Source organism: Leeuwenhoekiella sp. ZYFB001 (genome assembly GCF_011784865.1).
GTDB lineage: Bacteria > Bacteroidota > Bacteroidia > Flavobacteriales > Flavobacteriaceae > Leeuwenhoekiella > Leeuwenhoekiella palythoae.
The window spans coordinates 761962-788579 of the sequence record NZ_CP050460.1; the positions used below are offsets into that span (position 1 = coordinate 761962).

Annotated in this window: 20 protein-coding genes and 1 other RNA gene; 8 read left to right on the forward strand and 13 right to left on the reverse strand. The window is 39.6% G+C overall.

Annotated features, from left to right (window positions below):
• Positions 1-6: 6 nt before the first annotated feature.
• On the reverse strand, positions 7-552 hold the full coding sequence (locus HCN54_RS03210; RefSeq protein WP_167596503.1) for a hypothetical protein: 546 nt from the start codon (positions 550-552) through the stop codon (positions 7-9).
• A 340-nt stretch (positions 553-892) separates the two neighbouring features.
• On the reverse strand, positions 893-3676 hold the full coding sequence (uvrA, locus tag HCN54_RS03215; protein WP_167596504.1) for an excinuclease ABC subunit UvrA: 2784 nt from the start codon (positions 3674-3676) through the stop codon (positions 893-895).
• A 225-nt stretch (positions 3677-3901) separates the two neighbouring features.
• Here uvrA and HCN54_RS03220 point away from each other — a divergent pair, with 225 nt between their 5' ends.
• Together HCN54_RS03220 and HCN54_RS03225 are read left to right on the forward strand one after the other, a co-directional pair.
• Entirely contained in the window at positions 3902-4486 is a 585-nt protein-coding gene (locus HCN54_RS03220) for an RNA polymerase sigma factor (protein ID WP_167596505.1), read from the forward strand.
• Between the two features lie 58 nt (positions 4487-4544).
• Positions 4545-4691 (forward strand): hypothetical protein, encoded by a 147-nt coding sequence (locus tag HCN54_RS03225; RefSeq protein WP_164916945.1) that lies wholly within the window; start codon positions 4545-4547, stop codon positions 4689-4691.
• A 55-nt stretch (positions 4692-4746) separates the two neighbouring features.
• Here the strand turns inward: HCN54_RS03225 and HCN54_RS03230 are convergent, their stop codons facing one another.
• The 5 genes from HCN54_RS03230 to HCN54_RS03250 form a co-directional block, all read right to left on the reverse strand.
• Positions 4747-6069 carry a hypothetical protein gene (locus HCN54_RS03230; protein ID WP_167596506.1) on the reverse strand — a complete coding sequence of 441 codons (1323 nt, stop codon included), beginning with the start codon at positions 6067-6069 and terminating at the stop codon, positions 4747-4749.
• Between the two features lie 261 nt (positions 6070-6330).
• Positions 6331-6678 (reverse strand): gamma-glutamylcyclotransferase family protein, encoded by a 348-nt coding sequence (locus tag HCN54_RS03235; protein ID WP_167596507.1) that lies wholly within the window; start codon positions 6676-6678, stop codon positions 6331-6333.
• Positions 6679-9165, reverse strand: a complete 2487-nt coding sequence (locus tag HCN54_RS03240) for a T9SS type B sorting domain-containing protein (RefSeq protein ID WP_167596508.1) — start codon at positions 9163-9165, stop codon at positions 6679-6681.
• 3 nt (positions 9166-9168) lie between these two features.
• The gene (locus HCN54_RS03245; protein WP_317172004.1) at positions 9169-10722 is read right to left on the reverse strand and encodes a hypothetical protein; all 1554 of its coding nucleotides are present in this window, start codon (positions 10720-10722) and stop codon (positions 9169-9171) included.
• 5 nt (positions 10723-10727) lie between these two features.
• Complete coding sequence (locus HCN54_RS03250; RefSeq protein WP_167596509.1) at positions 10728-11786, reverse strand: glutaminyl-peptide cyclotransferase; 1059 nt, start codon at positions 11784-11786, stop codon at positions 10728-10730.
• A gap of 88 nt (positions 11787-11874) precedes the next feature.
• Between HCN54_RS03250 and ffs the strand changes: the two genes are divergently transcribed.
• The 3 genes from ffs to fsa all read left to right on the forward strand — a co-directional run bounded on the left by ffs (position 11875) and on the right by fsa (position 13601).
• An RNA gene (ffs, locus tag HCN54_RS03255) (signal recognition particle sRNA small type) lies at positions 11875-11974 on the forward strand.
• Between the two features lie 45 nt (positions 11975-12019).
• Positions 12020-12823, forward strand: coding sequence for an SDR family oxidoreductase (locus HCN54_RS03260; protein ID WP_167596510.1), 804 nt, complete (start codon positions 12020-12022; stop codon positions 12821-12823).
• 121 nt (positions 12824-12944) lie between these two features.
• Positions 12945-13601: a fructose-6-phosphate aldolase gene (gene fsa / locus HCN54_RS03265; protein WP_167596511.1), complete on the forward strand. Its 657-nt coding sequence runs from the start codon at positions 12945-12947 to the stop codon at positions 13599-13601.
• Positions 13602-13725: 124 nt separating this feature from the next.
• Here fsa and HCN54_RS03270 read toward each other — a convergent pair whose 3' ends face one another.
• Positions 13726-15141, reverse strand: coding sequence for a TlpA family protein disulfide reductase (locus tag HCN54_RS03270; RefSeq protein WP_167596512.1), 1416 nt, complete (start codon positions 15139-15141; stop codon positions 13726-13728).
• 180 nt (positions 15142-15321) lie between these two features.
• Between HCN54_RS03270 and HCN54_RS03275 the strand changes: the two genes are divergently transcribed.
• Positions 15322-16947, forward strand: a complete 1626-nt coding sequence (locus tag HCN54_RS03275; RefSeq protein ID WP_167596513.1) for an ABC-F family ATP-binding cassette domain-containing protein — start codon at positions 15322-15324, stop codon at positions 16945-16947.
• Positions 16948-17023: 76 nt separating this feature from the next.
• Here the strand turns inward: HCN54_RS03275 and HCN54_RS03280 are convergent, their stop codons facing one another.
• The 5 genes from HCN54_RS03280 to HCN54_RS03300 form a co-directional block, all read right to left on the reverse strand.
• Positions 17024-17533: a putative signal transducing protein gene (locus tag HCN54_RS03280; RefSeq protein WP_167596514.1), complete on the reverse strand. Its 510-nt coding sequence runs from the start codon at positions 17531-17533 to the stop codon at positions 17024-17026.
• A complete protein-coding gene (locus tag HCN54_RS03285; protein ID WP_167596515.1) occupies positions 17530-18264 on the reverse strand; it encodes a hypothetical protein in 735 nt (244 codons plus the stop codon). Before HCN54_RS03285 ends, HCN54_RS03280 begins: the two co-directional genes overlap by 4 nt.
• A 67-nt stretch (positions 18265-18331) precedes the next feature.
• Positions 18332-20758 (reverse strand): phenylalanine--tRNA ligase subunit beta, encoded by a 2427-nt coding sequence (gene pheT / locus HCN54_RS03290; protein ID WP_167596516.1) that lies wholly within the window; start codon positions 20756-20758, stop codon positions 18332-18334.
• A gap of 113 nt (positions 20759-20871) precedes the next feature.
• Positions 20872-22974 (reverse strand): ATP-dependent DNA helicase RecG, encoded by a 2103-nt coding sequence (gene recG / locus HCN54_RS03295; RefSeq protein ID WP_167596517.1) that lies wholly within the window; start codon positions 22972-22974, stop codon positions 20872-20874.
• A complete protein-coding gene (locus HCN54_RS03300) occupies positions 22971-23411 on the reverse strand; it encodes a hypothetical protein (protein ID WP_167596518.1) in 441 nt (146 codons plus the stop codon). Before HCN54_RS03300 ends, recG begins: the two co-directional genes overlap by 4 nt.
• Positions 23412-23621: 210 nt before the next feature.
• Here HCN54_RS03300 and HCN54_RS03305 point away from each other — a divergent pair, with 210 nt between their 5' ends.
• Both HCN54_RS03305 and HCN54_RS03310 read left to right on the forward strand, forming a co-directional pair.
• On the forward strand, positions 23622-25691 hold the full coding sequence (locus tag HCN54_RS03305; RefSeq protein ID WP_167596519.1) for a M1 family metallopeptidase: 2070 nt from the start codon (positions 23622-23624) through the stop codon (positions 25689-25691).
• Positions 25691-26614, forward strand: coding sequence for a patatin family protein (locus tag HCN54_RS03310; protein ID WP_167596520.1), 924 nt, complete (start codon positions 25691-25693; stop codon positions 26612-26614). The genes HCN54_RS03305 and HCN54_RS03310 overlap by 1 nt, the downstream gene beginning before the upstream one ends.
• The last annotated feature ends 4 nt before the right edge of the window (positions 26615-26618 follow it).

Below are 26618 nucleotides of genomic sequence, written 5' to 3' on the forward strand. Positions count from 1 at the left end.
TTATCATTATGACCTACGACTACGCGTACTATAAACCGTTTGCGAGCGTACACCGTGTACTTCATATGCTTTACTGATAGTTCCCGTTTGCTTATAAATACGCCCGCTTCTATCATAGTGCATTTTTAAATTTCCTATTTTATCTAGACGTCCTTTTTTATAAGTAAGCGCTATATCACCTATCTTTTCAACACTCCCATTACGATGGTAATCAATGTTCAAATTACCTATTTGTGCTACTTGGCCGTTACGGTTGTATTGAATATATCCTTTACGATACGCTTGATTCGAACCATAAACCGAATTTGGATTGTAATAAATCTGGTTTACCCTTCTACCATTCAAGCTTATCGACGCCGGTGGAAGATTAAAATCTAATGTTCCGTCAGGATAAACTAAAAATTCAACACCTCGTTCTATAAAAACTACAGGTTCCAGATGCATTTTGCTTGCAGTATTTGCTGTAAGCGTTTGCCCTTCTATACGTTCGTTTGCCTGTGCAGAAACTCCGATTACGAAGCTGACTGCCAAAAAGAGTAAGGTGCGTTTCATAATTTTTAGTTTTTGAGATAACGCGCGTTGCGCTGTCTCGGTTCTGATATGTATAAACCAAACCGCGTGCCAAAAATTAAAATTACGTATTTGTGATAGTACTGTGGAAAAGTTTTATGGAATTTAAGTGTCTGAAATTTAATATTTTAAAACAAAAAAAAAGAGATGTGAATTTTTCACACCTCTTAACTGTTTTTCTACTTTGTGGGCACTACAGAGGGTTTACTACTCCGTCCCGAAAGTCATCGAGATGCCTAAACATTGAAAATTGGTTTCCAAATAATGCTTCATAGAATTGCCTTGCCGGGAGATAGACTTGCCTATGGGAGGTTATTTCCCATTAAAGTTTGTCTTTAAGATAAGGAGCAGTATATGATTTTTTATTTTTCGCAACCTCTTCCGGGGTTCCTGAAGCGATAAGATATCCGCCGTTTTCGCCACCTTCAAGACCCAAGTCGATTACGTGATCTGCACATTTGATCAGGTCTAAATTATGTTCAACAACAAGAATAGAATGTCCTTTTTTGATCAATGCCTGAAAGGAAGTAAGTAATTTCTGAATATCATGAAAGTGCAAACCTGTAGTAGGTTCGTCAAAAATAAATAGATTCTTTTCTTTAGAAGTACCTTTGACTAAAAAGGAAGCGAGCTTTATACGCTGCGCCTCGCCTCCGGAAAGGGTAGAAGAACTCTGCCCAAGCGTGACGTAGCCTAAGCCCACATCTTGCAAGGGTTTAAGCTTACGGGTGATTTTATCTTGCTTGTTTTCTTTAAAAAAGGCAATAGCATCATCGATGGTCATATTGAGTATGTCATCAATGTTTTTGTTTTCAAACGTAACCTCAAGCACCTCTTTTTTAAAACGTTTCCCTTTACACACTTCGCATTCTAGATGCACATCTGCCATAAACTGCATTTCAATGGTGACTTCGCCTTCGCCTTTACAATTTTCACAACGCCCCCCATCAACATTAAAGGAGAAATGTTTGGTTTGAAAATTTCTGATCTTACTCAATTTCTGACCAGCAAAAAGCGAACGAATATCATCATAGGCTTTGATGTAGGTCACAGGATTGGAACGTGAAGAACGACCAATAGGATTTTGATCTACAAACTCAATATGATTGATATTATCAAACTTCCCCTCAATCCCGGTCATTTGGCCCACTTTCTCACCATAACCGCCGGTTTCTTTAAGTAGGGCGGGGTAGAGCAGTTTTTTTACCAGCGTACTTTTACCACTTCCGGAAACTCCGGTTACTGCGACAAACATTCCTAATGGGAAACGTACATCTATATTTTTCAGGTTGTTTTCTCGTGCGCCTTTGACCTCCACATAATATTTAGATTCCCGGCGTTTTTCAGGGACCTTAATTTCAAGATCACCATTGAGATATTTTGCGGTAAGCGATTCGCTTTTTAGAATCTCATCATACGTGCCCACAGCAACAACATCACCGCCGAAGGTTCCGGCTTCCGGACCAATATCGATGATCTCATCTGCTGCTTTCATAATGTCTTCATCATGTTCTACAACGATCACCGTATTTCCTAAATCTCTAAGATTCTTAAGCACTTCTATAAGACGTTCGGTATCTTTTGGATGTAGGCCAATGCTGGGCTCGTCTAGTATATACATAGATCCCACAAGGCTGCTTCCCAATGAAGTCGCAAGATTGATTCGTTGAGATTCTCCTCCAGAAAGAGTATTGGATTTTCGGTTTAGCGTAAGGTAATTTAAGCCTACTTTAGACAGAAATTCTAATCGACTTTCAATTTCGGTGAGCAGACGCTTTGCGATTTTGCTATCGTGTTCACTCAGTTGAAGGTTCTTAAAAAAGTCAGCCACTTTATTAAGCGGAAGCCCTACAAGGTCTGTGATTGTGGTTCCACCAATTTTGACATAATTCGCTTCTTTACGCAGACGTTTGCCACCACAGGTTTTACAACGCGTTTTTCCGCGGTAGCGTGACAACATCACCCGATTTTGAATTTTATATGCTTTTGATTCCAAAAATTCAAAAAATTGGTGAATACCTTCAAAATACTGATTTCCATTCCATAACAACTCTTTTTGCGCGTCGCTGAGCTCAAAATAAGGTTTGTGAATAGGGAAATCAAATTTATAAGCGTTGTTTACCAGCTGGTCGCGATAGTAACTCATACTATCGCCACGCCAGGGAAATACAGCATTTTCATAAACTGAAAGTGCTGTGTTTGGAACGACTAGATCTTCATCTATACCAATCACATCACCGTAACCTTCACACGTGGGGCAAGCGCCATAAGGATTGTTAAAACTGAACAAATGCACGTTAGGCTCCAAAAAGCTCATGCCGTCCAATTCAAAACTATTGCTAAAGTGACGTTGTTTGCCGGTATCTAGATCTTCAATAAAAGCTTCTCCTTTACCTTCATAAAAAGCCGTTTGCACGGCATCAGCTAAGCGATTGTAAAAGTCTTCATCATTTTTTTTGATGATTCTGTCTACCACCAGAAAGAGTTTGTCTGTTTTTTTGATACTTCCGGCTTCATCAATACGTACGACGGTGTCATTGACTTTAATCCGTGCGTAACCTTGCTGCTGAAGAATATTGAGTTTTTCTTCAATTTTGCGTCCTTCTTCAACCAGAAAGGGAGCAAGTAATAAGAGTTTGCTACGCTCATCAAACTGCTTTACATAATCTACAACATCGGTCACGGTATCCTTCTTAACCTCATCACCAGAAATAGGAGAGTAGGTCTTCCCAATTCGGGCAAAAAGCAATTTGAGGTAATCGTAAATTTCGGTAGACGTTCCTACGGTTGAGCGCGGATTAGTACTGTTTACCTTTTGCTCGATAGCGATCGCGGGTGCAATACCTTTAATATAGTCAACCTTTGGTTTGTTAAGTCGGCCCAAAAATTGCCGTGCGTATGACGACAGGCTTTCTACATACCTGCGCTGACCTTCGGCATAAAGCGTATCAAAAGCGAGGCTCGATTTTCCTGATCCAGACAAACCGGTAATCACAACCAGCTTGTTACGTGGAATAATGGTATTTATATTTTTTAGGTTATGAAGCTTGGCCCCTTTGATGATAATATTCTCTTTAGGGTTAGCTTTTGAAGCATCAACAATCATAGCAATTTGTATAGGTATGCAAAGATAATTTATAGGATTGATACGCGCTCAAAGATTTGGCCAACGTCCTATTAATGTTAAAATTGTACAGGACGTGTTGTTTATTTGGAATGAAAGTTGTTATATTTGGTTTGTATTAACATTAACAGAACGCCTATACCTTAAAATTACTTTTTAAAATTTTTACCGGCCCTAAGGCCAACTTTAACCTACAAAAGTAATTTTATGGAAGAAATGTTAACTACAGACGCGACTCTGGTGAGCAGCTATATTAAAGGCGACGAGTCGGCACTTTCTATATTAATTTCGAGACATCAGCAACGAGTATACAGTTTTATTTATTCAAAGGTTTATGACCGTGATGTAACCGAAGATATTTTTCAAGACACCTTTATCAAAGTCATACGCACGCTAAAACGCGGTGGTTATAATGAAGAGGGTAAATTTTTACCCTGGGTAATGCGTATTTCGCATAATCTGGTTATAGACCATTTTAGAAAGAATAAGCGAATGCCGAAATTTGATAACACGGGCGACTTCAATATTTTTTCTGTTTTAGGAGATCCAGATCTAAATGCTGAAAAAAGAATTATCAAAGATCAGGTGGAAGAAGATGTGCGTAAGCTTATTGACGAACTTCCTGAAGATCAGCGCGATGTTTTGATGATGCGCATCTATAAAGATATGAGTTTTAAAGAGATAGCAGAGCGCACTGATGTGAGCATCAATACCGCTCTAGGTCGTATGCGTTATGCACTGATCAACCTGCGGAAAGTGATTGAGAAAAACAATATAGTTTTAACAAATTAAGATAGACTAAATCCAGAAAGTGTGCGTTATATAGGGACTATTAACCAAACGTCATTTAATGGAAAACATTTACTCAAAAAAAGCGTGCGCGCTTGACAACAATTTAAAACCGACTCAAGAGACGGTTGACCGCATTTTAAATTATTCTAAGGCTTTAAGTGTTATGAATACCAAATTTGGGAAGTTTGAGAATCTTCTCAATTAAAACTGAAAAGACCCGCAACTTGCGGGTCTTTTTTTTGGTTAATTGTTTTATTCTTTTACCAACGCGTAAGGATTTCTTTTACCTCTGGAGTTTCCGCTCTCAATTCAAATTGTGTTCGAAGACTATTTTCTAGTGATGCAAATCTTTCAGTCTTTTCTGGAATTTGTATTTGTTTGAAAGAATCTGAGAAAGCTTGAATACTTAATTTACCCACTCTCAAATTCTGAAAAACATTGGAGATGAACGCATTCATTTCTGCCTCTCCGATTTCGTTTTCCAAAATTTTAAACTGTTCAGGAGAAATAAGCAACGCGCTAAGTTCGCGTCTCTCTGAAGCCAGACCGGCATTAGAAGTGTTACCTTCTAAGAAGGAGTTTAGGTTATTGTATTGATCAACGCTGTATTTTTTCAGATAGCGCAGTTTTACATATTTCGCTAATGATTGAAGAAGCATACGATCTAACTGACTTTCTGGTTTAAAGGCACTTGCCATATAAAAGTAGGCGTCACCCTCTTCAATGGCATCGTCTATTTTTTTAACGTCAACTTGCGCTCCTGTGTTGATGATCGTATTGTATGTAGATTCATTACCATACACCGGCGAACTCACCTGCGCATAGACTACTTTGTCGTTAGGTGCTACTTGGGTCAATTCTTCTAGAAATCCGCGCGTTTTAGCAAACTTAGCCTCAAGTGCGGGGATGGCTTCTTGAGGAACGTTGATGTAATTAGCATATTTTCCGGTTTGGTATTCAAGATTACCGGCCAACAAAACTAAATCTCCTTCTGCCTGGGCATTTGTAAATTTAGACCCACTGGGCTGCGGTTGCCCTTTACCTATATAAATTTTATCACAATCTTCGCAATTAGCGGTAATACTATAGGTGTAATTAAAAGGATCCATATAATCTGAGATATTACTCGATTTATTGACGATCTCAGGATACCATTTATCTGAATTGGTCGCTCTTAGAACACCGTTAGAATATACTAATTGCCCTTTGTAACGTTTTGCTCCGCCTTCGCTATCAAAATTTTTAAACTTTCCCTCGGTAACAATCGTAAGTGTAGATTGTGGCGTGATTACCACCTCGCAGCCTACCAGAACGGTATAGATCAAACAATCAGTACAGTTTTGAGGAACTTTGCTAGAAGCAATGCGCTCACCATTTAGGGAGATCGATTTTACCTTGATAAACTCATTGAGTCTAAACGACAAGGTCTGTGTATCCACAGGTAGATTGCTTAATGTGTATGTGGCATCGATGGTTTCATCTTCTAAAGAGATGTTCACCGTACCATCTAAGTGACTTAAAGCTTGACCAATACTCAGGTTGGCACACATTGTAAAAAGGAAAAAGAGTAGCGTTCTGCTCATAAAATTCTGATTTCTAGTTTAAAATTAAACAAGCAGAAATTAAACTTTTGTAAAACAGCATTTTGTGGTTGTTCATCTATAAAAATGAACGTTAATCCGAAAGTCGATTAAAAGCCTAGATAAATTGTCAATTTTTTAGACTAACAGCCTGTGATATAAACCAATTGAATTTTAGAATTAGAAAATTGAGGCGCAAATGACTTGAAAATGAATCAAGATTGATTAGAAGACTATTATTCAAAATAATTTTTTAAGAAAAAATTAACGAACAGGAGTTTGATAAACGATCGCTTCGATACCTGAATCTAATTTAATCTTGAATTGCTCATAAGCTTCACTCTCATAAGCATCGGTAATTTTTAATTCGTGCTCTGATAAGTAGAAAACAACACCTTCAACACTATCCTGCGGATTACCGTTTGGTTTTGCGATGGGGTAGGTGATATAATTGAAGGAAGAATCCGGAAGATTAATGCTTTCCAAAATATAACCTGAAAGGCGATCAGGTTGACCTTCAAGCACACGCTGATACAGTTCCATTTGGACTTCAGGATTTTGAAGGGTGCCATAACTAAAAACAGCGATTTGATTTGGAGAATCCATTTTCATTTAGCGCTTTAATGTTACGTGACCTTGATAATTTACAAGAGATCCGTCTGTTTTTGTCAAAAGCACTTTATACCAATAATCGTCGGCCGGAAGGTTGCTACCGCGTGTGCTGCCGTCCCAGCTCGAATTGAAATCGTAAAGCGTTTTTAAGAGCTTTCCGAATCTATTAAAAATAAATATTTGAATCGCAGAAAATTCATTTGAAGCAACACCTTGCGCTCCCCAAGTATCGTGATAACCATCATTGTTTGGCGTGAAATACTTTGGGAAACCTAGCACAGGAATTTCAATACTGCTTATTCCGCAACCGTTCTGGTCACGCACATATAAGGTTTGTAAACCAATAGCAACATCGTCAAATGTCGGGTCTGTCTGATATGGACCTATGGGATCGCCTAGTGCAAATTCATAATCCCCAATTCCCAGCAGGCTTAAATCACGTATGTGTATACTGTTGCTCCCGTTTTGCTGAATAACTTCAATATTCTCTAGATCAAGTAGCGCAGCTTCAGAAGCGATAACTTCAATTTGCTTAGGTTCAGAAATGCAACCGTAAGTTGTAGTTGCGGTGACTGAATAAATTCCGGGAGTGGTAACGGTAACTTGAGCCGAAGTGCTTATGCGTGTGTTTGAAGCATCATACCAACTGTAATTATAAACACCTTGAGCATTTTCGGTTTCTAAGGTAAACGAACTCGCGTTACTGCAAAATTTGCCCTCATTAACGACATCAAAAATTGGGAGCGCTTCTACCTGAAGTTCTAAATGCGGACCCACTCCGTAACATCCGCCAGAATTTTGATCTTCAACACGCACGTATAGGATTTGATTATAAGCAACCTCGTTTCGGTAGAAGCTAGCGGTGCTTATTTCATTTTGAGCTAAGAGTGCATCTTGTTCAGAACGGAAATAGGAAACCTCAAGATTAGCCCCTGACGGAAACACATTTAGCATTGCTGAAGAAGCTTCGTTGAGGTCAAAATCCATAAAACCATCCTGTTGAGCATCGGTGTCGCAGCTGGTTAAATTGTATAAAAAACCAGTGGGGAAAGTGGTGGTGGAAACCTGTAGCTGCACTTCAGAAACTGCAGAACAGCCCGCACTATTGAAAATATACGCATAAATTGTATTGCCGGAAGCATTGTTATAGGGCGTTGTCAAAACATTACTTCCAGAATTGGTATCCGCGTCAAAACGCGTGCTGTAAAAGGTTACCTGAACAGCAGGATCAGCTGTTAAATACGGAATGATTTGTTGTAAATTAAAATCTACAAATCCATCAGGCGTTCCATCTTCATCACAATTAGAAAATGTGATCTGATTGGGGGCTGCAACCTCCGGGAGAATTTCTGCCTGAACCGCTCTTCTTTTCCCGGAAGTACATCCTGCAGGTTCTGCGGCAACATAAAAGGTTTGCGAACTTGTTAAATTTGGAGTGAATTGAGTGCCCGTAAATAAAATATTTCCTCCACTTTGACTATCATACCAGTGCAACTCACCAGCATTTGTAGTCGCATCCAATGTGACAACGCCGGGACCACACCGCGAATCTCCGGTAGCTGAAGTGACAGGAATGCGAATTTGAGTAGCTGCTGCAATTTTTAATACAGGATCACCCGGCATTCCGCCATATTCAACAATATATCCTTTTGCCTGAAAAAGCGGATTGGTTTCTCCAGTGGTTCTTAAATCATTCCAAGAACCTTCAATGCCAACTCCCGGTGCCGTGATATGCGCATAGTCTTCCCCACCGTTAGTATTGTTTGGTTCTCCCGGATTCCAATATGCGAAAGTTGTGGTGCTACCGCCGGGGCCACCTCTCCAAAATTCTAAACCGCCAGCTAGACCTTCTGGCCCTGTAACCCATTCCCAAACGCCTTCTACAGCTTCATCGGTGCCGCCAATCCAGCCAGCACCTTGAGTTTGTTCTCCGCACAAAACAGCTTCATCTAGTGTTGTAATGGTTGCGAGATAGCCTTGAAGACCGTAATAGGTTCTGTTTTGTGCTGCTATCCTTGCATCTTGCCAAGTAATGAGATTGGCAGGTACATACTCATAATAATGATCAGATGAGGGTAGGTAATTGGCTTGACCAATACTGATAGAAAACTCTTTTTTTCCGCTCACCGAGGCGTCATCACTTCTAAAGGTTACTGCTTCAACCGCCTCAATAATTTCAGCGTTGGTTATTGTCGAAGAAAAACGAAGTGTAAGTTTTCCGTCTGCTGCATTGAAACTTTGCGTGATATTGGGGTTGAGGTTGGGAAACTCTAAAAAATCGTTTCCTTGCTCATAGCCCGAAGAAATTTGAATGTAAAGCGCATCGATCACCGTTCCTGCGGAATTATTAAGCTCAAAATCAGTAGCAATAGGAATTGAAGTCAACGGACAATACACTTGATCTCCCACAGCGGTAAGTTCGGGGGCTTGCCCGTAGATAGAAGTGTATGCAAAAAAAAGACTTAGTAAGAGGTATTTATAATTCATACACTAATTTTCGTTGTCGGTTGCTTGATAGGCTCCGGAGTCTATGTGTTCTTCTCGGGCAATGCCTAAAAGGTCTGTGGGCACCTGAATTGCACCGCTTTCATTTCCCAAAGCCCTAGCGGCAGAAGGAGCGATGATTTTATAATTGTTTAGAGAAGTATTTTCAAAATTAGGGTCTTCATTTAAAAGTATATCGGTGTACAAAGTTTCGTTAGAAAATTGATATAAAGGGTTAGCAGTAAAATCATCAAAGGGATCTTCAAAGCGCACTAAGCTATTTGAAAAATTATACTGAAATGTTGCTGCATCTACTGCTTCGAGTCCTAATTCTTTTGTTGCGTTTCCGTAGATGATACAATTGGTAAATTGGGCTTTAGTAAGATCAGCGATCAACAGTTCGTCTTCGGTTTCTAAAAAATTCGACAATTGTACCGAAGGCGTATTTCTAAAACTTTGATTCCAATAATTAGCAAATGTACTGTGTACAAACTCGTAACTTCCACCTTGCCGAGCCCAAAAATTCGAAATTCCGGAATTTCCTATCACGAGATTTTCTCCTAAAATGGATGCGTTTAAGCCGTAAAGCCCCACCGAAGCCGTGTTATAAATCTGAACATTTTTGAAGTAGTGGTCAGGGGTGTTGGTGTTAGAATGTCCCTCAGCCAAAATGCCAATCGCATTGTTTTTAATTGTAACGTGCTGCATACGTGCAGTGCTTCCCGGGGTGAACCACAGCGTGCCCCATTGCCCGGGAACAGCACTAAATTCAGGCTCCAGCCGATCTCCTTCCAGAATGATCTCACCTTCTAAACGATCAGGATCTTGGCTTAAACTTCCGTCAGCTTCCAACCTGGCGCCGTTACTCAGTATGATCCCGCTATTTTCGTGAAAATGAATACGCGCTCCTGCTTCAATACGTAAGGTTTGTTCGCCTGCAACACCGGCATAGCCATAGATCACATAAGGTTTTTGATTCGTCCAAACAAGTTGATCTTCTTCTAAAATAAAACCTTCAATGGTTATCGGGTTGCCATCTTCATCGGTGCCTAAAGTCAAGGTTTCTTTGATTCCTTGAGCATTCCGTTCAGGATATAAAAAAATAGCGTCTTGAATAAGGGTGACCAATGCTACCTGCTGCTCGTAAACTCCAGAATCAAAAAGGATTTGATCTGTGTATAAAAACTGATTTTCATCTTGCTGTGAAGCGTCAACTGTGGTTTCCACGAAAACATAGATACTGTCTTTAGCAGGCAGTTCTACATTTTCAAAAGTTTTTCCCGGAATTCCATCTATATTAAGCCGGTATTGCGAATTTTCGCCTTGCGCGAGTCGTACTTGAGGAATGCTAATCAGTTCGTTAGATCGGTTGTAAACCTTAAAACTATAGGTGCTGCTACCAATGTTTGAAAAAACCGTGTCTAAAAAAATAGTATCTCTTGAGAATTCTAAATTACCTGTGCTTAAGCTGGGTTCAAAATCTGTTCTGCATGAATGAAGCAGGAGCAGCCCGAAACCGACAAGAGCACTTAAAAGACTACATTTTAGCAGGTTTTTCAAAGTAGTTATTTCTTAATCAAACGAATTTCAAACAGCTTGTCCCAGTGTTTACCGGTAACATAAAGTTGCTTTGTCGCTGAGTTGTATGCAATACCATTAAGCACTTCGTTATCAGCATCGGTAATGGAGCTGATTTCTTTTTTAAGTGGGCGTAAATCTACCACACCCTCGATCGCTCCCGATGTTGGATTAATTATTGAAATGCTATCAAACTGATAACTATTAGCGTAGATCTTACCATCTACCCACTCCAGTTCGTTGTATTTAGAGCGTAGTTTTTTAGAATCTACAACCTGAATATACTCTTGTTCAGCAAAAGTTTCCGGGTCAAGCAGCCATATTTTTTCGGTGCCGTCAGATTTATAGATCACCTGACCGTCATTACACAATCCCCAACCTTCTTTGCTTTTTCCGTAATTAAAGGTGTCGGTTTTTTCAAAACTATTCAAGTCATACACAAAACCTACATTCTCACGCCAAGTCAATTGAACAAGTTGGTTGTTGATCACCGTTAAGCCTTCGGCGAAATATTTTTTCTCAAGATCTTTGCGCTCCAAGATTTTTCCGGTTTCTAATTCGGTTTTGAGCAGACCAGATTCACCATATTCTCCCACGCTTTCATATAAGATGTTATCGTGAAATTCTAAACCTTGTGTGTACGAACTTCTATCATGTGGGTAGGTATTGACAATCTCATAGGTATATAACGTAGGAGTTTCAGAAGCTAAAAAGGTGAGTTTAGAATTTAGCGTGGCATGTTTTCCTTCGGCATAGACCTGCGCACTCAATTTTTTGGCTCCTAATTTAGTTACGTCAAAAGCGATCTCCAAAGGACTTAAATCTGTTTTGGTTCCTAAGACTGCACCATCCAGTTTATAAATCACAGAATCGATGGGGATTTCTCCTTTTGATTTCAGACTTATGCTTACCTGATCGCCGTTTTTAAGACTGTTTTCGGCCTTATTTAGGGTGAGTTTAAAACTTTTACTTAAATCTTTTCCGTTGCCGCAAGCCAGTAAGGTAAGGCTTAAAATAAAGACAGCGAGAAGGTTATAAATGCGCATGGAATTTTAAATTTTGTGGTCAAGTTAAATCAATAAATTCAGTTTAAAAAACGTTTGGTATACTGTTCTATTGCTGTATATTTGCAGCCGGCAAGTCCTACACAACCAGCTCCTGTCGAATTCCCCCAGGGCGGGAACGCAGCAAGGGTAGATGGTCGTAGCGGTGTGATGTAGGTAGCTTGCCTTTTTTTATGCCCTAATATTACGTATTTTCCCCGCTCTAAATTATTAATATGTCTCAAGTAGTCTTGATCACAGGAGCCTCTTCAGGAATCGGGAAATCTATCGCAGAATTTTTAGTTACCAAAGGTTTTATCGTTTATGGCACAAGCCGAAACCCCAAAAATGAACTCGTAAATGGGGTGCATTTTCTTGCCTTAGATGTAACACAAGGTGAAACGGTTAAAGCTGCGGTAGCTGCAGTGCTCGCCAAAGAGTCGCGCATTGATGTACTTATCAATAATGCCGGAAAGGGAATTACCGGTCCTTTAGAAGAAATTCCGGAGGAAGAGCTCAAATCTATTTTTGAAACAAATTATTTTGGTCCGTTAAAAGTCATTAAAGCGGTTTTACCTGCAATGCGTGAGCGGCGCAGCGGACTCATCATTAACGTTACGTCTATTGCGGGTTATATGGGGCTGCCGTATCGTAGCGCGTATTCTGCAACTAAAGGCGCGTTAGGTTTGACTACCGAAGCTTTAAGAATGGAATTAAAAGAGTTTAATATAAAACTCACCAATGTAGCTCCCGGAGATTTTGCGACGAATATTGCTTCCGGGCGCTATCACGCACCCTTAAAGGAAACTTCACCGTATAAAGAAAACTACGGCAAATCACTCGCTTTAATGGACGAGCACGTAGATCACGGTGAGGATCCTCAGAAAATGGGTAAAGCTGTTTATTCAATTATTACCGAAAAAGAACCTAAAGTGCATTACAAAGTAGGTGCATTTATGCAAAAGATTTCGGTTTTTCTCAAAGGTGTGCTGCCGAACAAAATCTATGAGCGTTTGCTGCTCAATCACTATAAATTGTAGATTGAAGGTTAATTTAGTGTAAAATCAACACTTAACAGGTTTTAAACGTCTTGTTCTTAAATATTAACGATTATATTGCGTAATTTTGAACAACAAATATTAGATAATCTAAATTCTTCACATGAAATTTTTTATTGATACAGCAAATCTTGATCAGATTAAAGAAGCTCAAGAACTAGGTGTTCTTGACGGGGTAACTACTAATCCATCTTTGATGGCCAAAGAAGGTATTACCGGGAGAGAAAATATTTTAAAACACTATGTTGACATCTGTAACTTAGTTGACGGTGATGTAAGTGCAGAAGTTATTGCTACTGACATTGACGGAATGATCAAAGAAGGTGAAGAGTTAGCAGCACTTCACGAGCAGATCGTAGTTAAGATACCAATGATCAAAGATGGTATTAAAGCTTTAAAATACTTTAGCGATAAAGGAATAAGAACTAACTGTACATTAGTATTTTCAGTAGGGCAGGCGTTGCTTGCTGCTAAAGCTGGAGCTACTTACGTATCACCATTCTTAGGACGTCTAGATGATATCTCAACAGACGGACTTCTATTGATTTCAGATATTCGTTTGGTTTATGATAACTATGCGTTTGAAACACAAATTTTAGCAGCATCTGTACGTCACACTATGCACGTAATTGATTGCGCTAAATTAGGATCAGATGTTATGACCGGACCATTAAGCTCTATTGAAGGTTTATTAAAACACCCTTTAACTGATATTGGTTTAGAGAAATTCTTAGCAGATTATAAGAAAGGAAATAGCTAATCCTAGCTTTAAGATATATTAGAAAAGCCTGCATCACGCAGGCTTTTTTTATGAATGTTCTTTAAAGGCTGTAAGACCTTTAAATTGACTATTTCAAATGTTCACTTGTGTGATCCAATATGCGCTATTGATTCAATGCTTCTAAAAGTTCTTGCTCAAAGTTAGAGCTGAATATATTAGCGTGCGCGTTGATGATAATCCCATTGCGGTCTACAATAAATGTTTTCAGCAAGCTGTTTAGCGCAAGATCTTCTGCTAATTCATCAAAAGAATCTTTAAAATAATACTGCTTTGCACTATCAAAATTATAACGAGAAACCGTGTTCTGCCAATTGTCATAAATATCATTGACATTTATGGCGAGGTAAGAGTACTCAGGATATTTTTGTTGTAGTGAAGAGGCAAGTTTCTGTGCTCTGATGGCGTGAGACTTTCTGGAAGATGACCAGAAGAAAATAAACGTAGGTTTAGTGATGATACGTTCAAAACTTAAAGTGTCATTATCAAAATTTACCAGTTTTTCGTTAGGGATACGCTTACCAGTCTCTATATTCTTATTGGATTCGTATAGTTCCTGTATAATCACCTTGTCATCTTTAGAAGCGATGCGCTCCATATACATGTCATACAAGGTTTGTCCACCTTTTTTGTCGTTACTGTTTGCCAGGTAATCGCGTATGGTTCTGGTTAGTAGAAAGCTTTCAACAGAGTCATTGTCGATTTGGGAATCAATCAATCGCAACTTGTGCAAATTATGTGTAAAGGATAACGGGTCGTAGGCCTCTTGCTTATAATAATCTTTAAAGGCTGCCTGATTGAAATAATTGATCAAAAAACGCTGATAACTATAAAGCTCTAACAGGCTCGCATCATTAAAATCTGCGTCCTTTCTATAATCGAAAAACGGCTGCGGAAGACTTTCTAAAAATGCTACCCGGTCTACACCAAAATGTGACATCGGGTAAACTTCTTTACGCGCGTAAAAATCGTAATTCACTACGGTTTCAGCTATTTTTTCAAAATAGGCATCTGCTTCATTTTTCTTTAAAAAGTCTTGTAGAATCTTCTCACGCTCTGCCTTGAGTAAGGCGATGCTTTTGCTAAAGGTTTCCGGGTCTTGCTGATAAATCTCATCCTGAAGCATGAGCTCATTCTCGTGTTCATTAAGCAAGAAAAGTTCGACCAGTAAGTTATTGCGCGGTGCACCAAAACCTGAAAAGGTCAAAGTTTCATCAAACTCGTAGGTGTTCACCCGTAACATTAAACTGTCGTTGGGCTCGATAAATATTATTTGCCCTTCGTTATGAAATATTTGATAGAGTCCCTCTTGTGGATTTTCAATCTTGTATAAAAAACGGTTGTTTTGATCTAACTTAATGCTGTCAATAAGTCTGTCGTTCTTGCGCAGGAGCACAAAATTAGAAGTGGGATTTACGATTTCTCCTCCCAGATACGTTCCGGATTTTGCTTTATGCGTTTGCTCAGAGCAACCTAGTAACGATAGGGATAGAAAGGTGGCTAAAAGTAGCTTAACGCTCATAAAAGATTGAGATAGAGGTAATGCAATAGGTTAATTTTTAAAAATTGCTCAAATGTATAAGTGGCGATTAATCTAGGCTGTTAATTGCACGTTAAATCACAATATTAAAAAGTTAATGTTTCTTGTTTTACGGTAATAGCTGTACTTTTGCAAATCACAATAAAATCAGGCTTTAAGCATATGTTATCAGTATCAAATTTATCTGTACAGTTTGGAAAACGCGTATTGTTTGACGAAGTCAATGTCTCGTTCACTCAAGGCAATTGCTATGGAATTATAGGTGCAAATGGTGCAGGAAAATCTACATTTCTAAAAATTATTTCGGGCAAAGAAGATCCTACAAGTGGTCACGTGCACTTGGAGCCGGGCAAAAGAATGTCGGTTTTAGAGCAAGATCACTATGCTTACGATGAGCATACTGTTTTAGAAACAGTTTTGATGGGGAACAAGCCCTTATTTAAGATCAAGACGGAAATTGATGCGCTGTATGCTGATTATTCAGACGAAAATGCTGAGCGTATCGGGGAGCTTCAAGTAGAGTTTGAAGAGATGAATGGGTGGAATGCAGACAGTGATGCTGCGGCTTTATTATCAAATCTAGGGATAACCGAAGATTTGCATTACAGTCTGGTAAAGGATCTTGACGGTAAGCAAAAGGTACGTGTTCTTTTGGCGCAGGCACTTTTTGGAAATCCAGATGTGTTGATTATGGATGAGCCTACTAACGACCTTGATTATGAAACGATCAACTGGTTAGAGAATTTCTTGGCGAATTACGACAACTGCGTCATTGTGGTATCTCACGACCGTCACTTTTTAGATGCGGTATGTACTCATATTTCTGATATAGATTTTGGAAAGATTTCGCATTTCAGCGGAAATTATACTTTCTGGTATGAGTCTTCTCAATTGGCTGCTCGTCAACGCGCGCAACAAAACAAGAAGGCTGAAGAAAAGAAAAAGGAGCTTGAGGAGTTTATTCGTCGTTTTAGTGCAAACGTAGCAAAGAGTAAGCAGGCAACGTCGCGTAAAAAAATGATTGATAAGCTTAATGTAAATGAGATCAAGCCATCTAGCCGAAGATACCCTGCAATTATTTTTGAGCGTGAGCGCGAAGCAGGAGATCAGATTTTAAATGTGGAGAAACTAGCATCTTCTATTGATGGAGAAGTTTTGTTTAAAAACGTGAATCTCAACCTAGCTAAGGGTGATAAAGTTGTAGTATATTCTAAAGACAGTAGGGCAACCACTGCATTTTATGAGATCCTAAACGGTAAGCAAAATGTGCTAGAAGGAAAGTATGAGTGGGGGGTGACTACGAATCAGTCTTATCTACCGGTGGATAATCAAGAATTTTTTGATAACGAATTGACCCTAGTAGACTGGTTGCGTCAATATGCAAAAACCGAACAGGAGCGTGAAGAAGTTTATTTGAGAGGTTTCTTAGGGAAAATGATCTTTTCGGGAGAAGAAGCGCTCAAAACTTCAAATGTGTTGTCAGGGGGTGAAAAAGTACGTTGTATGTTAAGCCGAATGATGATGCAGCGCGCAAACGTATTGATGTTTGATGAACCTACTAACCATTTGGATCTTGAATCGATCACGGCGATCAATAACAGTCTAAAGAACTTTAAAGGGACTATTTTGTTGACTACGAGTGATCACGAGTTCGCGCAAACAGTAGGTAATCGTATTGTTGAATTAACTCCAAAAGGTGCAATAGACCGTTATCTTACGTTTGATGAGTATATGAATGATCCTAAGATAAAAGAGCAACGCGAGCAGATGTACGCTGTAGAAGCGTAAGCTATCAGCTGAATAAGAAAAAAAAGATCCGTGGTACAAACCACGGATCTTTTTTGTTTTAAAAGAACGTCTGTTCTTACTTTTTTATGAAATATCGTACGAGCGTATAACCGCAGAAAACTGCAATAAAACTACTCAAGAGTATACGATAAGTGGGCAATTCTTCTCCTTGAGTGAGCGGATACAAGCGCCATAGCGAATAAATAAGTAAACCGGCATTTAATGCGAGATTGAAAAAAGAGCGCTTCGGCTTTTCTTCTTTTTGAATTAATGGCCGCTCGCCTTTACGCTCAGTGGTTTGCTCTTTCAAGCGGCTTTGCGTAGCCTGCTCTTCTAATTCGGCATCGGTGAACTTAGGTTCTGAAGTGGATTTTTCGATAATATGTTTAGCTCTTAATAGGTTATCCTTTTCTACAAATAATAATACGCCGCGATCATAGTCACTGCCAAAACCGGCACGTATGGCACTCTCGTGATCATTGCGAACGACGCTGCTGATACCGGCATCTTCCAGTTGTGATTTTAGGTGGTTTACATTGATTTCAGAGCCTGTATAGACACGCTCATACTTTGAATCTTTAATCATTGTGCTTTATCATATTGACACTTCCAGATGGCGGTGTTGAAGTTTTTTCCCAACGCAAAGCCGTAGTAGATCACCACAGCGGCGATAGATTTAAACATAAAAAAGAAAACCATCACGTCTTGACTTAAGCTTTGCTCCGGCGCAAACATACCGTTAGGAACTAATACCGTAGCTAAAATACTCGAAAGCATAATGGTAAAAACCAGCGTTTCAAAAGTTTTAAAAGGCCACATTAGCAATTTGCGTAACGGGTGCAGGTCATTGCCCCATTTATGAATAAGATAAAAATACCCATTACCCATTGGTGCAAATAAGAGCGGATCGTCTGTTTTGCTCAAGACAAACATTTTTGACGGAGCCATTATTTTAAAGTTAGAAAGGCTGGTTTCATGTGCTTCTTCCAGATGTTTGATTTCGTCAAGAGCTTCCTGAGGATAGGTTCCTTTAAAAAAATGCGTGTCTAAAAACCGAAGCCTGTAGTCCACGCAAATTCTTTTAATGCTTTTTTCGTGAAATATGCGTTCTGAATCAAGCTTGTCAAAAACAAAAGCCGTTGCCGAAGCATCGCTGTTTTGTTGCTTGAGCTTGTCTAAAATACGCGCATTGTTAGCGGGTGTGTTCTTAAGAAATTGATTAACCCAGTTTATGATTTTTGATTCTCCGGCATTGGTGTTTAGACGTTGTTCACGAAGCAATTTTTCGTGAATGTTGGTTCTTTTTAACAGCATCATTCTTCTTTTTAAGTCTTAAAGTTAACTATTTGAAGACTAAAGCACAACACGCGAAATGCTAAAAAATCTAGCGCAATTCAGCGTTTAAGCTTTTCTCAAAGCGCTGCTGCAACTTGTTCATGATTTTATCAATTTCTTTATCAGTTAGGGTTTTGTGTTCGTCCTGAAGCGTAAAACTCACAGCATAACTCTTTTTCCCTTCCGGAAGGTTTTTACCCTCATACACATCAAACAAGGCTACATTTTGCAGTAGTTTTTTCTCTACTGTAAAAGCTTCTTGGTAAATCTGATCAAAGGTCACTTCCTGATCTAAAAGCAAGGCAAAATCACGTCGTACCGCCGGATTTTTAGGTATTGGCACAAATTTGATCGAATTCTGTTGAACCAGATCTAAAATGGTATCCCAATTAAAATCAGCAAATAGGACTTCTTGCTCAATATCAAAATGCTTACGAATAGCTTTAGAAACCAAGCCAAAAGAAACCACTTGCTTTTTCTGTACAGTGTACTCTAACCCTTCAGAAAATTGAGCATCTTTTACCGGTTTTACCTTCCACTGGGCAATACCTAATCTTGAAAGCAGAGCTTCAACACTTCCTTTTAAATCAAAGAATGTAGTGTTTTGTTGTTGCTGAAACCAGTTTTCGGCATTTTGCTTTCCGCTTAAAAGCAGCGTTAAATGCTTATATTCTTCACGGCCACCCGGGAAATTATGGTAGCTTTTTCCGAATTCAAAAAGTTTTAAATCCGGTTGTCTGCGGTTGCTGTTAAAAGCCACAACTTCTAATCCGCTAAATAGTAAGGATTGACGCATTACCGAAAGATCAGTACTCAGCGGATTCAGCATCGTTACGTTATAATCTTCTTTAAAAGCATCGTTTAAAGAAGCGTACACCGGAGAGGTCAGAGAATTGTTCAGGATTTCGTTAAATCCTAACGACGCCAATAGCGTACCGGTTACTTGCTGAATTTTATGATCTGCAAAGCGGCTGCTTTTTGAAACCGAAGCATTAAGCTTTGACTTAAATTGAATTTTGTTGTAGCCGTAAACGCGTAAAATTTCTTCAATAACATCTACCTCACGGGTCACATCATTACGGTATGCAGGGATGGTCATCCCAATACCGGATTCTGTAATATTATTGATCTTGATATCTAGAGAAGACAAAATAGATTTTATGGTTTCTTTTGGGATTGCTTCTCCAATGAGTTTTTCAGCACGATCAAAATTGAGCACTACTTGATGATCTTCAATCTTTTTAGGATAGAAATCCACCACGTCACTTGTTACTTCGCCACCGGCACACTCTTGAATTAACAAAACGGCACGTATTAAAGCATATTCTGTAATATTTGGATCAATACCGCGCTCAAATCTAAAAGAGGCATCGGTATTAAGTGCGTGGCGCTTTGCAGTTTTACGTATGCTTACAGGGTCAAAATAGGCACTTTCTAAAAATATAGAAGTCGTTTCTTCAGTTACACCGCTATGCTCACCGCCAAAAACACCGGCGATACACATAGGTTTTTCAGCATCGCAAATCATCAGATCTTCCTCGTGCAGTTCACGCTCAATACCGTCAAGAGTAGTGAATTTTGTACCTGCAGCTACCGTTTTAACATTGATCTGCTTTCCGGCAATTTTTGCCAAGTCAAAAGCGTGAAGCGGTTGCCCTAGTTCGTGCAACACATAGTTGGTGATATCAACGATATTATTTTTTGGGGTAAGTCCTATCGCTTTAAGCCTGTTTTGAATCCAGGCCGGTGATTCTTTTACGGTTAAACCGCTTAAGGTGATTCCGCAATAGCGCGGTGCTTTTTCATTATTTAAAACCTGCACGCTTATTTTTTGGGTGCGGTTATCAATTCTAAACGAACTCGTAGAAGGCGTGATGAATTCAGGATGCACACCAGACTGAATAAGTCCTGCACGTAAATCGCGCGCGGTACCCATATGACTCATCGCATCTGCACGGTTGGGGGTCAAGCCAATTTCAAAAACATAATCATCTTCAACTTCAAAGATTTTAGCAAGCGGAGTCCCCGGTTTTAGATCTTCTTCTAAGATCATAATTCCATCGTGACTTTCGCCCAGACCAAGTTCGTCTTCAGCGCAAATCATTCCATTACTTACTTCCCCGCGAATCTTTCCTTTTTTAATTTTCCAAGGCTCACCTTTATCATCATAAAGCGTTGTACCCACAGTTGCTACAGGAACTTTTTGACCGGCGTCAACATTGGGTGCTCCGCATACGATTTGTACCGGTTCACCATCACCAAGATCTACAGTGGTAAGTTTTAAACGGTCAGCATTGGGGTGTTTGACACACGTAAGCACGTGCCCAACTACAATACCTTTTAATCCTCCTTTTACACTTTGAAAAGCTTCTATACCTTCAACTTCAAGACCTAAGTCTGTCAATAAATTACCGGTTTTTTCGGCTTCCCAATCAATATTAATAAACTGTTTTAACCAGTTGTAGCTTATTTGCATTCTTATATTTTTGAAAGGGCAAATATACTATTTACCCTGCTTTTTTACTCAAATACTTAGGGTTAATCACGACATTATCTACCGTGTTTTTCAACAGAAAAATCTTGAAGGTGTTAGGAAATATAGTTCCAGATATTTTTGAATTTCATGACCTGCGCATAGGTTTTGCGTATGGATAAATTTTCGGGCTGTGCCAATTGCGGATCTTCTTTAAGCAATGCAGAAGCATAATTGCGTGCTATTTTCATAACTTCGTTATCCTTCACAATATCAGCGATTTTAAGGTTAAGCACCCCGCTTTGTTGCGTGCCCATAATATCGCCGGGACCGCGTAGTTTTAGATCTACTTCGGCGATCTCAAAACCGTCATTGGTTTGTGTCATCGTTTGTAGGCGGGTTTTTGAATCTTCAGAAAGTTTATGACCGGTCATCAAAATACAATAACTCTGGTCTGCACCGCGCCCCACGCGTCCACGTAATTGATGAAGTTGTGACAGCCCAAAACGCTCTGCACTTTCTATGATCATCACCGAAGCATTGGGCACATTTACACCCACTTCGATCACGGTAGTGGCGACCATAATTTGCGTTTCACCGTTTACAAAGCGGTTCATCTCATAATCTTTGTCTGCAGGTTTCATTTGTCCGTGAACGATCGAGATTTGATAATCGGGCATCGGGAATTCTCTTGCGATACTTTCATAGCCATCCATCAGATCTTTGTAGTCCAGCGCTTCACTTTCTTGAATAAGCGGGTAGACCACATAGATCTGTCGGCCTTTTTTGATCTCATCTCGTATAAAACCGAAAACCTTTAATCGGTTGTTATCATAGCGATGCACGGTTTTAATGGCTTTTCTTCCGGGAGGTAACTCATCGATCACCGAAACATCAAGATCACCATAAACACTCATCGCTAACGTACGCGGAATGGGGGTTGCTGTCATTATCAAAATATGCGGCGGCAGTTCATTTTTGTGCCAAAGCTTGCTACGTTGCGCTACACCAAAGCGGTGTTGCTCATCAATAACGGCAAGTCCCAGATTTTTAAACTTTACTTTATCTTCAAGCAGCGCGTGTGTTCCTATTAAAATATTCAGGCTGCCATCTTCTAAACTTTCATGAATTTCACGGCGTTCTTTGGTCTTTGACGAACCGGTAAGCAGCGCGATTTTAATATTTAGTTTTTCGCACAATTCACTGATTCCCTGAAAATGCTGAATGGCCAAAATCTCGGTAGGAGCCATAAGACAGGCTTGAAAATTGTTGTCAAGCGCGATCAGCATCGTCATCAGGGCAACGATGGTTTTACCGCTTCCTACATCTCCCTGAAGCAGGCGATTCATCTGTGCAGGTTTTCCCAGATCGTTACGAATTTCTTTAACTACTCGTTTTTGAGCGCTCGTGAGTTTAAAAGGTAAATAATTATTATAAAAAGTGGTAAAATAGTCTCCGATTTCCTCAAAAGCATAGCCTTTAATTTTTTGTTTATGCAATTGATTTTTTACTAAAAGCTGCAACTGAATAAAAAAGAGTTCTTCAAATTTGAGTCGAAATTGCGCCTTTGCCAGTTTTTCTTGCTGCTGCGGAAAGTGAATATTAAGATAGGCCTCCCGACGCGAAATCAACTTCAATGTATTTCTTATGGATTCAGAAAGGGATTCTTCGATACTCTTATGCACTTCCTGAAACAGCGTTTGCATCAAGCCATTCATCACACGATTGGTAATGCCCTTGTTGCTTAGTTTTTCGGTTGAAGGGTAAACCGGTTGCATCGCAATGCGCAGGCCTTTTTTATGTTCTTCAAGCAATTCAAGATCAGGGTGCGCAATAGAGTAGGAGCTTCCAAAACGTTGCACTTTTCCAAAGGCGACATAGGGCACGTTTATTTTTAGGCTTTCTCGTATCCATTTTAACCCCTTGAACCACACCAGTTCCATAGCGCCGGTTTGATCGATAAAGGTTGCGACCAAGCGTTTTGATCTTCCTTCTCCTGCGGTTTTGATATGCGTGACTTTGCCAATAATCTGTACATCGGCGCTGGTAGGTTGCAACTGACTAACCGTGTAATAATGCGTTTTGTCAATATAACGATTAGGAAAAAGATTGAGCAAATCCTGATACGTATGGATCCCCAATTCTGAGCGCAACAAATTAGCCCGGTTGGGGCCAACGCCTTTGAGGTAATCTATAGGAGTCTGAAGTTTACTACTCATGAATTAGATAAGCGCTTGTATATTTTTTTTCCGATGAAAACTAAAGTGATACCTGCTACGAGCGCTACAAATAATCTGATGCTGTTGACTATTTTGATAAGCACAGTCGTAGCTTCATCTGCGGACTGCATTTCATGTAAAGCACTCAAAAATTGAGTGCAGAATACCAGGAGTACTCCAGAAGCAATAATAAAGAAAAGCACTGTTGCGATTTCTATTTTTTTCTGAATTAAGAGTTTTAATCCGTTCCCTAAAAAAAGTAAAAGGCACAATATTCCCGGGAAAATGTATAGAACAGAAACTACATAATAGGTGTCGCCAATGTTGATATCCGTAGTTTTTTCTACACTAAAACCCGAAGCGCCAAAGAATAGCAATTGAAGCGCGGCAGCTATCACAAGAAGTAGAATTAAAAAAAAAGGTTCGCGTTTTAGCATTGCTACTCATTTTAGTTTGCTCTAAGATCAAACCGTTGGAAAGATAATGTACTCCTAAAAGTTTTTCTTTTAGGCTATTTTCAGCCTAGAATGATCTTGATAAACGAAGATATAAAACCCAATTATTTTATTCTCGTATTCGGTACACTTAAAACAAGCAGGTTTGAATTCAAATCCTTAATTTGGCAGCCTATTCATTAGATTGATTTTATGAGATTGATTTTTTCGCTTATCGCATCATTTTTGATAAGCACCACGTACGCCCAACAAACCGAAACGGTTGACTTTGAACGCATATATGCACTGCTTGATTTTGACTTTGCCAAGTCTAGTGTTACCGGTAGAATGGAGATTAAATTTACCATGAAAGCCAATGCAGATTTTGTTTATCTGGATGCTAAAAACATCGCAAAATATGAGGCACTTCTTAATGGTAAGATCGTCCCAACACATACAGATGAAGGTCGCATCATTTTCACCCAAAGTTTTGAGAAGGGTAAAACCTATAATTTGATGCTTAATTATACGGCACAACCTAATAAGGCGCTATACTTCGTGAATAATGGCGGTTTTCAGCAAATCTGGACACAAGGTCAGGGGAAATATACTTCTAATTGGTTGCCGAGTATTGACGATATGAACGATAAGATCGAGTTTGATCTTTCTATTGTAGCGTATCCAGGGCAAGAGGTGATTGCTAATGGTGTTTTAAAGGAAAAAGAAGAAGTTGAAGATAAATTCATCTGGCATTATGAAATGTCAGAGCCTATGTCTAGCTATCTGGTAGCAGTTGTTCTAGGCGATTACCGCAAGCAAAGCCGTAGATCTGATTCTGGCGTGCCTATTGATTTGTATTATTACCCTGAAGATTCACTTAAAGTGATGACCACCTATAAATATTCTGATGATATTTTTGATTTTTTAGAGGAAGAAATTGGAGTTCCTTATCCGTGGCCGGTGTATAAGCAAGTACCTGTAAAGGACTTCCTATATGCAGGAATGGAAAATACTACCGCAACCATTTTTAGTGATGCCTATATGGTAGATCGCAGCGGTTTTACAGATCGTAATTATGTGAATGTAAATGCGCACGAACTCGCGCATCAATGGTTTGGAGATTATGTGACCGAAACTTCAGAAACGCATCACTGGCTGCAAGAAGGTTTTGCAACCTATTACGCGTTGTTAGCCGAAGCTGAAGTTTTAGGAGATGAAGTATATGCATGGAAACTGTTTCAGTCTGCAATGCAACTAAAAGCAATGACTGATAAAGGAAACGGCGAAAGCCTGCTCAACCCTAAAGCGAGTTCGCTTACGTTTTACGAGAAGGGTGCTTGGGCACTGCATATGTTGCGCAAACAAATAGGAGACGAGGCATTTAAAACTGCTGTGAAAAATTACCTTAATGCGCATAAATTCAGCAATGTAGAAACCGAAGATTTTCTAGCGGAAGCACGTGCTGCAAGCGTTCAGGATTTGCAAGAATTTGAACAAAACTGGTTACAAGCAGCCGACTTTAGATATGAGGAAGCGATCGCGACCTTACAAGATTTCCCGGTGATTCAGCGCTATAAGCGCACGGTAGATCTACGCAAGCTTTCTTATGGGCAAAAATCACAGAAACTTTTTGACCTGCTGGCATTGCCTGATAAATACTCGGGTCCTGAGGCTGTTTACCAACTTGCTGATGTTTCACCAGTTGCTGCCGGTCGCATTTATGAGCGCGCATTCTACACTAATAATCCTTGGGTACGACAAGCCATTGCGCAAACGGTGACTAAGGTTCCCGCTGCTATGAAAACCAATTATGAGCGCTTACTGAATGACGATTCTTATATTACGAGAGAGCTTGCTTTTATGAACTTATGGACGTCCTTTCCATCAGAGCGACATAAATACTTAGATAAAATGAAGGGTGTTCAAGGGTTTTCTAATCACAATGTGGAGATCTTGTGGTTGGCTTTGGCGATTTCAACTCTAGATTATGAGGAAGCTTACATTAGAGATCATTTTTTTCGATTAACACGCTATACGGGTAATAGATACTCTTTTGAAACCCGCGAGCAAGCTTTTACTAAGCTGTATCAGTTGCAGTTGTTTGAACCTAAAAGTTTAAAAAATCTCGTGGAAGCTTGTTTTCATCACAATTGGCGCTTTGCACAAACTTGTCGTCAAATTCTTGATGAGGTAGTGAAAAATGCAGATTATCGCAGAGAGTTGAAAAAGCTTGATATTTCTGATGAAAAAGAAAAGCAACTTTTAGCCGAAAAATTAACCTGATGCGCGCATTAGTTATTTCAGGAGGAGGAAGTAAAGGCGCATACGCCGGCGGTGTGGCTCAGCATTTGATTGAAGAGCAGGGACACAAATATGATTTGTTCTTAGGCACTTCAACCGGTAGTTTGCTTATCTCTCAACTTGCAAATAACAATATCAAGCGTGCGTATGAAGTATACACGCAGGTTAATCAAAACACGATTTTTAATGTCAATCCGTTTAATATTAAAAAGCGTGGTGATCGGGAGTATGTCTCCATTAACTATTGGAATACGGTCTGGCAATTCATCAGACGGAAGCGTACGTTTGGGGAGAGCAAAAACCTGCTGAAAAACATCAAGAAAAACCTCTCTAAAGCCGAGTTTGAACAGATAAAAAAACAGACGGCAGATGTGGTCGTGACCGTTTCAAATCTCACCAAAAATACGGTAGAATACAAATCAATTCGCAATTGGGACTACGAAGATTTTTGCGAGTGGATCTGGATCAGCTGTAACTACATTCCGTTTATGAGTTTGGTGAAAAAGAATGGCTTTGAGTATGCTGATGGTGGTTTTGGGTGTATAGTGCCTATTCGTGAGGCTATACGCCGCGGAGCGACCGAGGTGGATGCGATTATTCTGGAGTCAGAAAATATGGAGTATAACAAGGTCTTGGGCAACAATCCCTTTTCATTGATGGTCAATCTTTTTGGCTTTTTGATGGATCAGGTAGAATACCACGATGTGATTGTAGGAAAGTTAGCTGCAATCAACAAAGACGTACCGTTGAATCTGTATTACACCCCGTCAAAACTAACGGAAAACAGTTTGATCTTTAATAAAAAGCTGATGACTAATTGGTGGCAGCAAGGTTGGGATTATGCAGCCGTAAAGGCCAAACAGGCTCAAGAGAATAAACTTCGTGAGTTGCCCGAAACAGAATAGCTTC

Bases quoted from the DNA above. Each gene is read 5' to 3' on its own strand.
- HCN54_RS03210 (WP_167596503.1), bottom strand. From the start codon at position 552: ATGAAACGCACCTTACTCTTTTTGGCAGTCAGCTTCGTAATCGGAGTT.
- uvrA (WP_167596504.1), bottom strand. From the start codon at position 3,676: ATGATTGTTGATGCTTCAAAAGCTAACCCTAAAGAGAATATTATCATC.
- HCN54_RS03220 (WP_167596505.1), top strand. From the start codon at position 3,902: ATGGAAGAAATGTTAACTACAGACGCGACTCTGGTGAGCAGCTATATT.
- HCN54_RS03225 (WP_164916945.1), top strand. From the start codon at position 4,545: ATGGAAAACATTTACTCAAAAAAAGCGTGCGCGCTTGACAACAATTTA.
- HCN54_RS03230 (WP_167596506.1), bottom strand. From the start codon at position 6,069: ATGAGCAGAACGCTACTCTTTTTCCTTTTTACAATGTGTGCCAACCTG.
- HCN54_RS03235 (WP_167596507.1), bottom strand. From the start codon at position 6,678: ATGAAAATGGATTCTCCAAATCAAATCGCTGTTTTTAGTTATGGCACC.
- HCN54_RS03240 (WP_167596508.1), bottom strand. From the start codon at position 9,165: ATGAATTATAAATACCTCTTACTAAGTCTTTTTTTTGCATACACTTCT.
- HCN54_RS03250 (WP_167596509.1), bottom strand. From the start codon at position 11,786: ATGCGCATTTATAACCTTCTCGCTGTCTTTATTTTAAGCCTTACCTTA.
- HCN54_RS03260 (WP_167596510.1), top strand. From the start codon at position 12,020: ATGTCTCAAGTAGTCTTGATCACAGGAGCCTCTTCAGGAATCGGGAAA.
- fsa (WP_167596511.1), top strand. From the start codon at position 12,945: ATGAAATTTTTTATTGATACAGCAAATCTTGATCAGATTAAAGAAGCT.
- HCN54_RS03270 (WP_167596512.1), bottom strand. From the start codon at position 15,141: ATGAGCGTTAAGCTACTTTTAGCCACCTTTCTATCCCTATCGTTACTA.
- HCN54_RS03275 (WP_167596513.1), top strand. From the start codon at position 15,322: ATGTTATCAGTATCAAATTTATCTGTACAGTTTGGAAAACGCGTATTG.
- HCN54_RS03280 (WP_167596514.1), bottom strand. From the start codon at position 17,533: ATGATTAAAGATTCAAAGTATGAGCGTGTCTATACAGGCTCTGAAATC.
- HCN54_RS03285 (WP_167596515.1), bottom strand. From the start codon at position 18,264: ATGATGCTGTTAAAAAGAACCAACATTCACGAAAAATTGCTTCGTGAA.
- pheT (WP_167596516.1), bottom strand. From the start codon at position 20,758: ATGCAAATAAGCTACAACTGGTTAAAACAGTTTATTAATATTGATTGG.
- recG (WP_167596517.1), bottom strand. From the start codon at position 22,974: ATGAGTAGTAAACTTCAGACTCCTATAGATTACCTCAAAGGCGTTGGC.
- HCN54_RS03300 (WP_167596518.1), bottom strand. From the start codon at position 23,411: ATGCTAAAACGCGAACCTTTTTTTTTAATTCTACTTCTTGTGATAGCT.
- HCN54_RS03305 (WP_167596519.1), top strand. From the start codon at position 23,622: ATGAGATTGATTTTTTCGCTTATCGCATCATTTTTGATAAGCACCACG.
- HCN54_RS03310 (WP_167596520.1), top strand. From the start codon at position 25,691: ATGCGCGCATTAGTTATTTCAGGAGGAGGAAGTAAAGGCGCATACGCC.